General features: G+C 35.9%; 13 protein-coding genes. 11 read left to right on the top strand and 2 right to left on the bottom strand.

The features are described from left to right. Positions 1-255 precede the first annotated feature (255 nt). The 10 genes from dnaN to EO115_RS06240 all read left to right on the top strand — a co-directional run bounded on the left by dnaN (position 256) and on the right by EO115_RS06240 (position 10386). Entirely contained in the window at positions 256-1371 is a 1116-nt protein-coding gene (gene dnaN / locus EO115_RS06195) for a DNA polymerase III subunit beta (RefSeq protein ID WP_126938095.1), read from the top strand. Between the two features lie 9 nt (positions 1372-1380). Further along, positions 1381-1605, top strand: coding sequence for an RNA-binding S4 domain-containing protein (locus EO115_RS06200; protein WP_126938096.1), 225 nt, complete (start codon positions 1381-1383; stop codon positions 1603-1605). A gap of 2 nt (positions 1606-1607) precedes the next feature. Continuing rightward, a complete protein-coding gene (gene recF / locus EO115_RS06205; protein WP_126938097.1) occupies positions 1608-2696 on the top strand; it encodes a DNA replication/repair protein RecF in 1089 nt (362 codons plus the stop codon). Next, complete coding sequence (locus tag EO115_RS06210) at positions 2689-3591, top strand: DUF721 domain-containing protein (RefSeq protein WP_126938098.1); 903 nt, start codon at positions 2689-2691, stop codon at positions 3589-3591. The genes recF and EO115_RS06210 overlap by 8 nt, the downstream gene beginning before the upstream one ends. An 88-nt stretch (positions 3592-3679) precedes the next feature. Continuing rightward, on the top strand, positions 3680-5581 hold the full coding sequence (gene gyrB / locus EO115_RS06215; RefSeq protein WP_126938099.1) for a DNA topoisomerase (ATP-hydrolyzing) subunit B: 1902 nt from the start codon (positions 3680-3682) through the stop codon (positions 5579-5581). A 12-nt stretch (positions 5582-5593) separates the two neighbouring features. After that, positions 5594-7036, top strand: a complete 1443-nt coding sequence (locus EO115_RS06220) for an amino acid permease (RefSeq protein ID WP_126938100.1) — start codon at positions 5594-5596, stop codon at positions 7034-7036. Between the two features lie 112 nt (positions 7037-7148). Then, positions 7149-7859 (top strand): AzlC family ABC transporter permease, encoded by a 711-nt coding sequence (locus EO115_RS06225; protein WP_126938101.1) that lies wholly within the window; start codon positions 7149-7151, stop codon positions 7857-7859. Continuing rightward, positions 7856-8185: a branched-chain amino acid transporter permease gene (locus tag EO115_RS06230; protein WP_126938102.1), complete on the top strand. Its 330-nt coding sequence runs from the start codon at positions 7856-7858 to the stop codon at positions 8183-8185. The genes EO115_RS06225 and EO115_RS06230 overlap by 4 nt, the downstream gene beginning before the upstream one ends. A 319-nt stretch (positions 8186-8504) precedes the next feature. Next, positions 8505-8822, top strand: coding sequence for a YbjQ family protein (locus EO115_RS06235; protein ID WP_126938103.1), 318 nt, complete (start codon positions 8505-8507; stop codon positions 8820-8822). A gap of 214 nt (positions 8823-9036) precedes the next feature. Then, the gene (locus EO115_RS06240) at positions 9037-10386 is read left to right on the top strand and encodes a hemolysin family protein (protein ID WP_126938104.1); all 1350 of its coding nucleotides are present in this window, start codon (positions 9037-9039) and stop codon (positions 10384-10386) included. 76 nt (positions 10387-10462) lie between these two features. Here the strand turns inward: EO115_RS06240 and EO115_RS06245 are convergent, their stop codons facing one another. After that, positions 10463-10723, bottom strand: coding sequence for a Txe/YoeB family addiction module toxin (locus EO115_RS06245; protein WP_126938105.1), 261 nt, complete (start codon positions 10721-10723; stop codon positions 10463-10465). Continuing rightward, on the bottom strand, positions 10723-10971 hold the full coding sequence (locus EO115_RS06250) for a type II toxin-antitoxin system Phd/YefM family antitoxin (RefSeq protein WP_126938106.1): 249 nt from the start codon (positions 10969-10971) through the stop codon (positions 10723-10725). Before EO115_RS06250 ends, EO115_RS06245 begins: the two co-directional genes overlap by 1 nt. A gap of 218 nt (positions 10972-11189) precedes the next feature. On the opposite strand from EO115_RS06250, the gene EO115_RS06255 reads away from it, so the two are divergent. Continuing rightward, on the top strand, positions 11190-11504 hold the full coding sequence (locus EO115_RS06255; RefSeq protein ID WP_126938107.1) for a hypothetical protein: 315 nt from the start codon (positions 11190-11192) through the stop codon (positions 11502-11504). The last annotated feature ends 206 nt before the right edge of the window (positions 11505-11710 follow it).

An 11710-nucleotide genomic window follows, 5' to 3' on the forward strand; every position in this document is an offset into this window, starting at 1 on the left:
GGATAAGTATGTGTTTAACCTGTGTATAATTTGTGTGTACCCTGTTAGTAAATTTCCAGTTACACACATGCTAACTTACACACTGTTAGTATGTGGATAGACAAAAAAATTCATTCCCAGATTTATAAACATGTGAAAAACCTTGCGTGTAAACGACTATATACACCTATCCACTTATACACGGCCCCTACTACTACGGCTACTACTTATACAAAACAACTTTAACATAGAATTATTAGTCATGAGGAGTTAAATATGAAACTTCAATTTAATAAAAATGAATTAGTCAAAGCGATTTCATTATTTCAACGTGTTGCATCTAATAAAACAAGTTCCAACTTGCCAGGATCGATTTATATTTCTACAAAAGATACATATGTAGAATTACAAGCTAATGATTTCGAAATTGGTATGCGCTCCCAAGTAGATGCTACGATTATTGAACCAGGTACCATTGTAGTAGGTTCTAAATACTTTCAAGAAATTCTAAAAAAATTACCAGGTGAACAAGTCGAATTATATAAACCAGACAATTCGAATCAATTACAAATAAAATCAGATCATTCTGAGTTTAAATTAGTTACTATGCAAGTAGAAGATTTCTCATTAGTAGAACAAATTCAAGATGACAATAGTATTCTTATTGATGGTGAACAATTAAAGCAATTAATTGATTTAACAGTTTATGCTACTTCTACAGATACAGATCGTCCTATTTTTTGTGGTACTTTAGTGGAAGCTGAAGGTAATGAGCTTACTATGGTAGGTACTGATACGCACAGAATGGCAGTGAAAAAGGTAACCTTAGATACACCTACCACAACACCGATGCGTATTGTCATTCCTAAACGTACAGTGGAAGAAGTATCTCGTGTATTACCTTCTGACCAACCTTTGATGGTGAAATTAGTTTGGAATCGAAATCAAATTGCTATTATGTTTGATACGGTATATATTATATCTCGCTTAATTGAAGGTACTTACCCAGATTATAAACGAGTTATTCCAGCAAAATTTGATGCTAGTGCCATTTTAAATCGTCGAGAATTCGGTAGTTCTCTAGATCGTGTATATTTTATGGCGAAAGATATGAGCTATTCTGCTATTCGATATGATTGGGAAGAAAATCAAGTAACATTGAGTTCTCAAAGTGCAGATATCGGTATGGTAAAAGATATTGTAGTATGTTCCTTTGAAGGAAATCCTTTTACAATTAATTTTAATGGTAAATATATTGATGAATTATTAAAGCATAGTACTGGTGAACGAATCCACATGTATTTACAAGAGCAAGGTGCTATGGTGATTCGTCAAGATAATAATGACAATTATACGTATGTAGTAACACCAGTACATACACATCAATCATAAGGAGATACTATGAATACGGAAACAATTTCTATTCACACAGACTATATTCAATTAGATCAATTATTAAAATATGCCAATATTTTAGCAACAGGTGGTCAAATTAAAGAATTATTAGCAGAAGAATTAATTACGTTAAATGGTACTATAGTCACAGAAAAGCGAAAAAAAATCTATCCTAATGATGTGGTTTCCATTGGAGATGAAATATCTATCACTGTAGTGAAGGAGGCGTAATTGTGTATGTGACAGAATTGGAACTCATACATGTTCGCAATCACCGTCATAGAATTATTACTTTCACACCGGAAATAATTGTCATTCATGGACCAAATGGCAGAGGAAAAACGAATATTTTAGAATCTGCGTATATTGCCACAATGGGACATAGTCATCGTACATCGGATATGAAAGATGTCATTACTTGGAATGAAGATGAGGCTAGTATTATTGTGCATTTTATGAAAGCAGATACACCTCATACTTTGCAGATTAAATGGGGAAGACAGGGAAAAAAAATCATTCGATTACATGATAATCCACTGTCTCAAAAAGAATTAGTAGGTACTTTAAATACAGTTATATTTTCTCCGGAAGATTTAGATTTAATAAAAGGAAGTCCCTCTCTGCGAAGACGATTTTTAAATATGGAAATCAGTCAGACTAGCCCTCAATATTATCATCAATTGACTATGTACCAGAGAGCTGTGCAACAGAGAAATCGAGTATTAAAAGAATATAATCATGCCAGTAAGGTACCCGTGCAAGATTGGGATGAACAAATTGCCACGTTTGGGGCTCAGATTATTCAAAAGCGTTTGGAAAGTTTAAAAAAATTAAATCAATTGATGGATTTGATGAATCGAAAACTGACAAATGGAAAAGAAGATTTGCGATTACAATATAGTCAACCCTATAGTGAGCAACAACTATTGGTAACGAAAGAGGCGTTATTGCAAGCGTTACAACAACAGTTACCAGAAGATAGACGAAGATTACAAACTTCTGTAGGACCTCATCGAGATGATATTATCTTTTATTCAGGTACGATGGACTTAAAGCGATTTGGGTCGCAAGGCCAACAACGAACAGCTATTTTGTCTGTGAAGTTAAGTGAGCTAGAATATATTAAATCTGAAGTTGGGGAATATCCTATTTTATTATTAGATGATGTATTGAGTGAACTCGATCAAGAAAGACGTAGTAATTTATTAAAGTTTATTCATAAGAGAGTACAAACAATTATTACTACAACTGATCAAGCAGAAACAGTAGGGCTCGATAAGGTACAGTACATTGACTTGCAGGAGGAGGTACTACATGAATAATACAGTACAAGCACCTGTGGGAGGAGATATACTCCGTGATGCAATGTTACAAGAACTTGGTATTTATGAGATGTACCAAATTATGAAGCTCTATGAAGATTGGGAGACTGTCGTAGGACCAATAGTATCTCAACATGCTAAATTGATTTCTATTACGCCACCAATCATTACTGTGGAAATTGCTCATACTGTGTGGATGCAGGAAATGGCTATGCGAAAGCCACAAATTATAGAAGCTTTGCAAGAGTATTATGGGCAACCGATGATTGAAGATATGAAGGTGCAATTGCCTCGTCGTCCCTTAGGAACACAAGCGAGTCCTGGAGATCAATTAGATATGACTCCTATTGAAATAGTGAAGATAGACTTTCACAAGATACAGTTGCCAGAATCGCAAGTTCATCAGATTGAGGAGTCTGTGCGAATCATCGAGGATGAAAGTTTACGGAGTAAGGTATTTCAAACGCAGATTGAACAAGCAAAAAAAGAATGGTTGTTGGAACAAGATCAGTTCCATCGGTGTCCAGGATGTGGTCGTTGGTTGCAATCAGAAGAGTCGCAGGTATGCCCTCATTGCGAATATAAAAAATACCGAAAGATCATTCAATCAGTGAAGGGTGTATTACGCAAGTATCCCCATTACAAGTATGACCAATTGAAAGCAATAGCACCATGGTGCACCTATGAATGGTATGAAGTGGCAAAGCGTGAAAGTATTCGTTTCTATTTAACGAAATTATATCAAGGATCAAAAGATGCGAATGATATGTATTGGGCGACGATGTTAATTACTTCTAAATCACAAGATGAGTTAACCTTTGAACAAGTTGTGAACATTACTAATAAATACCGTTGGAATGAAGATGACAAAATGCAAGTAAAATCACAGATATAGTCTTTCACAAGGGTGGTAAATATTGTATAATGAAATGTAAATCACAGAGATAATTAGTCAGATATCTGTGAAAATAGGAGGATGTTATATGGCAGAACAAACGAATTATGATGCCGGTAATATACAGGTCCTCGAGGGCTTAGAAGCCGTTCGTATGCGACCTGGTATGTATATTGGTAGTACATCTGCCCGTGGATTACATCACTTAGTGTATGAAGTAGTAGATAATAGTGTGGATGAAGCCTTGGCTGGCTATGCAACGCATATTGAAGTGACCATTTGTGAAGATAATAGTATTGAAGTTATCGATGATGGTCGTGGTATTCCTACGGGGATGCATGAAACAGGTATGCCTGCGGTAGAACTTGTATTATCAAAACTTCACGCAGGTGGTAAATTTGGTGGCGGTGGATATAAAGTATCCGGAGGCCTTCATGGGGTAGGTATTTCCGTAGTTAATGCATTGAGTGAATGGACGATCGTCGATGTATATCAACATGGAAAGATTCAAGAAATTTCTTTTGAACGTGGGAATAAAACATCCGATTTGAAAGAAATCGGTACTACAGATCGCACAGGTACAACAGTGCGATTTAAACCAGATGCACAAATCTTTGAAACAACTATTTTTGAATTCGATGTATTAAAAACTCGTCTACAAGAATTGGCATTTCTAAATAAAGGTTTGCGTATTACTTTATCCGACAAACGTGGGGGAGGTCGCAGTGAAAGCTTCCACTACGAAGGTGGATTGGTACAATTCATTGAATATTTAAATGAAGCAAAAGAAGCGATTACACCGAGTGTTATTTCTATTGATAATACTCGTGATGATGTAGTTGTGGATGTGTCATTGCAATATAACGATAGCTATAGCGAAACGATTTTGTCCTTCGTTAATAATATCAATACCATTGATGGTGGTACGCACTTGAGTGGTTTCCGTACAGCTTTGACACGTACTTTGAATGACTATGGTCGTAAGGCTGGCATTTTAAAAGATAATGAAAGCAATTTGACTGGGGAAGATGTGCGTGAAGGCTTAACGGCTGTGGTGAGCGTAAAAGTATTGGAACCACAATTTGAAGGCCAAACAAAAGGCAAATTAGGCAATAGCGAAGTCAAAGGTATCACTGATACTATCGTGTCTGATGGATTACGTGTTTTCTTAGAAGAACATCCATCAGAAGCAAAGAAAATCATCGAAAAAGCAACCAATGCGAGTCGTGCTCGTGAAGCAGCCCGCAAAGCTCGTGAATTGACACGTCGTAAAAATGCGTTGGAAGTGAGCTCCTTACCTGGTAAGTTAGCAGATTGTTCTGAAAAAGATACAACTATGACGGAAATTTACCTTGTCGAAGGTGATTCTGCGGGTGGTACGGCAAAACAAGGCCGTGATCGCCGTTACCAAGCGATTTTACCATTGCGTGGCAAAATTCTAAATGTAGAAAAAGCTCGTCTTGATAAAATCTTGGCCAATGCAGAAATTCGTTCTATGATCACTGCCTTTGGAACAGGTATCGGACAAGACTTTGATATTACGAAAAGTCGTTACAATAAAATTATCATCATGACTGATGCTGATGTGGATGGCGCACACATTCGTACCTTATTATTGACATTCTTCTATCGCTATATGCGACCACTTATCGAAGAAGGTCATGTATTCATTGCGCAGCCACCGTTGTACCAAATTAAAAAAGGTCAAAAACAGTGGTATGCTTATAGTGACCAAGAACTTTCAGATAGACTTGATGAAATTGGACGTGAAAATATTACGATCCAACGATACAAAGGTCTTGGTGAAATGAATGCAGAACAATTATGGGATACAACCATGAATCCAGAACATCGAACAATACTCCAAGTTAGTATGGAAGACAGTATTGCAGCAGATAAGATATTTAGTGTATTGATGGGGGATAAAGTTGAACCTCGTCGAAAGTTTATCGAAGATAATGCTGAGTATGTACGAAATCTAGACTTATAAGGAGATTGTGTTATGGAAAAAAATAAATTAAAAAGAAGTTTAAAATCCCGCCACATGAATATGATTGCTTTGGGCGGTGCCATCGGTACAGGTTTGTTCGTAGCTGGTGGTGAAGTTGTGAGTACAGCAGGCCCTGGTGGTGCGTTGATTGCTTACGGTTTTATTGGCATCATGGTATATTTCTTGATGACTAGTTTAGGGGAAATGACTACCTATTTACCAGTATCTGGTTCTTTTGGTACCTATGCTTCTCGCTATGTAGATAAAGCACTAGGATTTGCATTAGGATGGAATTTCTGGTTTAACTGGGCCATCACGTTAGCGGCAGAACTAGTAGCAGGTGCCTTTATTATGAAATATTGGTTCCCTGATATACCGGCTATCATTTGGTCTGCTTTATTCTTGGTGATTCTATTTGTATTGAACTATTTATCAGCTCGTTCCTTTGGTGAAAGTGAATATCTATTCTCTAGTATCAAGGTCATTACAGTTATTGTATTCCTATTATTGGGTACATTGTTAATCTTTGGTGTAGGAACTCCATCTCCAGGATTCCATAATTGGACCATCGGTGATGCTCCATTTGTAGGTGGATTTTCCTCTATTCTAGCTATCTTTATGATTGCAGGTTTCTCTTTCCAAGGGGTAGAATTAATCGGTACAGCAGCTGGTGAATCTGAAAATCCGGAGAAAAATATTCCAAAAGCTATTAATTCTATTTTTTGGCGTATTTTACTATTCTATATTGGTTCTTTTGTTGTAATTGGTTTCTTAATTCCTTATAATGATCCAAACTTATTGAATAGTTCTGTGGAAAATGTATCTATCAGTCCATTTACATTGGTATTTGATCGTTTTGGATTTGATTGGGCAGCGCATTTCATCAATGCTATCTTGTTGATTGCTGTATTGTCTGCAGGTAACTCTGGTTTATTCTCTTCTACACGTATGCTATATGCATTATCTAAATTAGGAGATGCACCAAAAGTATTTGGCCAAATCAATCATCGTGGTGTGCCAATTCCTGCCTTATTAGCAACAGCAGCCTTTGGTTTATTTGCGTTCTTAACATCTTTAATCGGAGAAGGTCAAGCTTACACTTGGTTGATTAATATCAGTGGTATGAGTGGATTTATTACATGGCTTGGTATAGCTATTGCTCACTATCGTTTCCGTCGTGCTTACGTGGCACAAGGTCATGATGTGTCTAAATTGCCTTACAAAGCATCTTGGTTCCCATTTGGTCCGTTGTTTGCATTAGCTTTGTGCTTGATTATCATTGCTGGTCAAAACTATACAGCCTTCATGGGTGAAAGTATCGACTGGTACGGAGTATCTGTTGCTTATATCGGTATCCCAGTATTCTTAGCTGTGTACTTATGGTATAAAGCAAAATATAAAACAAAAGTAGTACCTTTAAAAGAAGTAGATTTAACACGAGATTTTGAAGACTAATAGAAATAGCCTATGGGAAGAAATTCCTGTAGGCTGTTTTGTTGTTAATCTATTTTATAGTTACTACAATTTGAAAGCCTAGTGATATATGATGAGAGAAAGGAGAATATATATGGAATATGAAAGAACAAAACATAGTATAGGATCTGCCTTTCAATATGGTTTTCTTAAAATAACACCATTACTATTTGGATTTTTATTTTTAGGACTATCCTATGGCATCTATATGCATTCTATGGGATTTTCCTGGGGTTATACATTGGCATTGAGTGCTCTTATTTATGCAGGATCTATGGAATTTGTGACAGTGGCTATGTTACTATCTCCTTTTGATCCAGTAAGTGCTTTCTTAATTACACTCATGGTCAATGGGCGTCATATATTTTATGGAATTTCTATGTTAACTATATATAGACATATGGGATGGCTAACACCATATCTCATATTTGGAATGACGGATGAAAGTTTTTCCATTAACTACACATCACAAATTCCTGCTGAAATTTCCAAGAAATGGTATTATTTTTTTGTAACTTTATTGAATCAAATCTATTGGGTGGTAGGATCTGTCATAGGTAATCTTTTTGCATCTGTATTATCTTTTAATGCGAAAGGATTGGAATTTGTACTGACTGCACTCTTTATTGTATTGGCTCTAGAACAATATAAAATGCAACGAAATTTGATTAGTTCTGGTATAGGATTTGTGATTCCTAGTATTGCTTTATTAGTATTTGGCAGTGAACACTTTATGATTCCCGCTATGATTGGTATCGTGGTGATGCTAAGTCTGTTACGTAACACAATGGAGGGAGAGCAATGACTTTCACAGAACAAATTATAACCATTGCCATTGTTGCACTAGGCACCATGGCAACGCGATTTTTACCATTTATCATATTTAACTCGAAAACAAAAACGCCTGCTTATGTGCAGTATTTAGGTAAAGTATTGCCGTCGGCAACGATGAGTTTGTTGGTGGTCTTTTCCTTGCGCCATGTGGATGTATCTGCTGTGTATCATGGTATACCGGACATGATCGCTGTAGCTGTGACGGTACTATTGCACCTATGGAAAGGAAATATGTTTCTATCCATTGGGGGCGGAACAATTCTGTATATGGTGTTGGTGCAACAGGTGTTTATTTAGTAGTACCTTCGTATCATTAGAAATATTATTAGTTGGGATAGTTATACTATTTTGGCAGTATGACTATATGAGTAGGGTATCATCGTTATAGTATGCAAATGCAGTTTATAAAAATAGCTTAAATTGAAATAGAGAAAAGTTGATCAAAACATCAACTTTCCTCTATTTTTTATAGTTTAATAAGTAAATGAGTATATAGGATATTTTTATTATAATTATTGTATGGTATAACGCTCGCATAGAAGGAAGTATTCTAAATATGATATAATACGAATAATAAGGTTTAAACCATATCAATATGAGAATAAAGGAGATACCTATGATTATTACAACAACGATGCAAATTGAAGGACAACCAATTAAAGAATATAAAGGAATCGTCTTTGGAGAAGTTGTAGAAGGTCGTAACTTTGTGAAAGACTTTTTCTCTTCTATTCGAGATGTTGTAGGGGGTCGTAGCAATAGTTATGAATCATCTTTAGCTAGCGCTCGTGAGGCATCTTTAAAAGAAATGAGTAAACGTGCGAAAGCTATGGGAGCTAATGCAATCGTAGGTGTATCTGTGAGTTATGAAACATTAGGTGAAACGAATGGCATGCTCATGGTAACATGTACAGGAACAGCGGTTGTTATTTAGTATGTATTAGAGTTACTTTTACAAATAGCAACCAAGTATTATATAAGAATGTAGAAGTATTTTAATATATTTTTTAAGTATTGAAATATAATTTAGTAAAAATAAACAGTAAGTATTGTACTAGAATACATAACTATTCAAAGTTAGTAGATGATTAGTTAGATACATGTAGTATAGTTTTATAGATAGGAATCAATAAGGAGAGATAGAATCAGTGGGCAGTGACATAGGTATAGAAATTTTAATTGTAGTCATACTCATCATTTTGAATGGTCTATTTTCCATGACGGAATTAGCCATTATCAATGCTCGTAAAGGGTTATTAGAAGAAAAAGCAGAAGCAGGTAATCTCGGCGCTCGCATGGCCATTGAGCTAGCAGAAGATCCAAATGAAATGTTTTCCACTATACAAATTGGCATTACCTTGATTAGTATCGTCACTGGTTTGTATTCTGGAGCTACCTTTTCCGATCCTATGGCGACATATATTAAAGAACATATACTATGGCTAGCTGATTATGCCGATACGGTGAGCCCTATTTTCATCGTATCTTTAACAACCTATTTATCCTTAGTCATAGGGGAATTAGTGCCAAAACGGTTGGCTTATAATTCGCCAGAATCTATCGCCATTATGATGGCCATCCCTATGAAATACTTCGCCACCATCACAAAACCATTTGTGGCACTTCTCAGTATGTCTACGACGATGCTACTGAAAGTATTAGGCGTCAAACACAAGGAAGAAGCACCGGTAACGGAATCGGAAATTAATAAAATGCTTGTACAAGGTGTGGAACTAGGCGCTTATGAAGAAGAAGAGCCAGTGTTAGTAGAAAATATTTTCCGCTTAGCTGACCTCGATGCCAGCGATATTATGACACCTCGTACGCAGTTGACGTGGATTGATATTAACGCTAGTGATGAGGACATCCTAGAAACCATTATGGAATGCAATGAACATCGTATTCCAGTAGGTGACGATTCCTTAGATGAGTTGAAAGGATTAGTGTCTTCCGTGGATGTGTTGGCACAACAGATGAAAGAAAGCCATCGTCCGATGAAAGATATTCTAGCTTATTGCATGCGTAAACCAGTGCTGGTACCAGAATCTTTGTCTTTAATGAAAGTATTATCTACTTTCAGAGAAGAAGGTACTCACGAAGCCATTGTACTAGACGAATATGGTGGCATGAGTGGGATGATTACGTTCCATGACATTATGGAAGAAATTGTGGGCTTAATGCCATCTGGAGAAGAGGAAAAGAAAGAAGAAGAAAATCGTATTGTTCAACGAGAAGACGGTACGTATCTTGTAGATGGTCTCATCAGCATTGAAGAACTGAAAGAATATTTTGAAGTGGATGAACTATTGCCAGGAGAAGAAGACGATCTATATAAAACATTAGGGGGATTCGTGACCTACTTAATCGGTCGTATTCCCAAAGAAGCCAATCGCTGTCACTACGGACCATTGCAATTTGAAGTCATGGATATGGATAACACGCGGGTGGATAAAGTAATGGTGACACGGAAAGTGGAGGCGGAGAGTAGTCCTGAATAATCATTGAATACAAACAATGAATATAAATAAAACAGAGGAAAGTTGATGATATAGTACAACTTTCCTCTGTTTTATTCTATTCATAATGTGTCCATAAACTAATTATTTTAATAACTTTTTCTTCCTCAAAGACCTCATACACAAGTCGATGTTGGATATTAATGCGACGTGAATATAAGCTCTCTAAATCGCCCACCAATTTTTCATATCTTGGCGGTGTTTGGTAAGGATTGACTTTAATAATTTCTAGTAATGCCTTTGCTTTTGTATCAAGTTTTGCAGATTTTAACTTAGGTATATCTTTCACAGCAGATTTTGTATAAGTTAACGTATACATTACCAAGTAACCTCTTCTTCTGAAATACATTTGGATAATGGAGTATTTTTTCCTTCTAGTAAACGTTCTTTCATACTAGGTTTGGATGTTAAATATAAAGTTTCTAACAAGGATAAATAATCATCTTCGCTTAATAGGACGGCATTACCATCTTTAGTGCTGATACTGAGTGGTTCATTGTATTTAATAGTCTGTGTTAAATACTCAAAAATATTTTTTCTAAAATTTGTAATATTAATAATTGCCATGTGTATCACCTCTTTATGTACATTATAATGTACGTAAAGATAAAAAGCAATGGTATAGATATTGAAAGTATCGTAATCATTTGGAGTAAACTGCAATAGAATTAGAAGTATCTATATTGCCACTACTTGGAAAGATACGATATAATAGGAACAGAATACATCAAGGTATGAGTATAATATACATAATAACTTATGTTAGTCATGAAAGAGGGTACACCATGGAATGGGTATATTTAGCAATTCATTATGGAGATAATGAGCGCGGTCATATTGCGTATAACAAAGAAACAAAAGAATGCCAAGTGGTATTAGACGATGCAGCTTGGAAAGAGAAAGTAGAATCCTATTTGAAAACAGAACAAACAGTGATGCATGCTACAGGATTGAATACATATGATGAGTTGACAGTGCAACCGTTGGAGTCTTATGAGTATTTAAAATTAGCATTAACTCGTATGTGGAATAAAAATGGCGTACAAGTTGACTGGGGCATTCCAGTAGAAGTAGATGGTCAATTATATTTTGCTGAATAAGTGAACGTATGGAATAGATCTTTCAGCAATCGCATTGATTTATTTTGCATGTATAGCATAATTAAAAAGGGCTCTATAATAAATGTTGGGGCTACTCATATAAGAGTAGTCGCCAACATTCTTTTTTTTCAATAAAATAGACATATACAAACTCAAACCGTATCATAAAAGTAACCACACAATTAAGAAAGGGTGAGTCATATATG

Origin of the sequence: Veillonella sp. CHU740 (assembly GCF_003992055.1) — a bacterium.
Classification (GTDB): domain Bacteria; phylum Bacillota; class Negativicutes; order Veillonellales; family Veillonellaceae; genus F0422.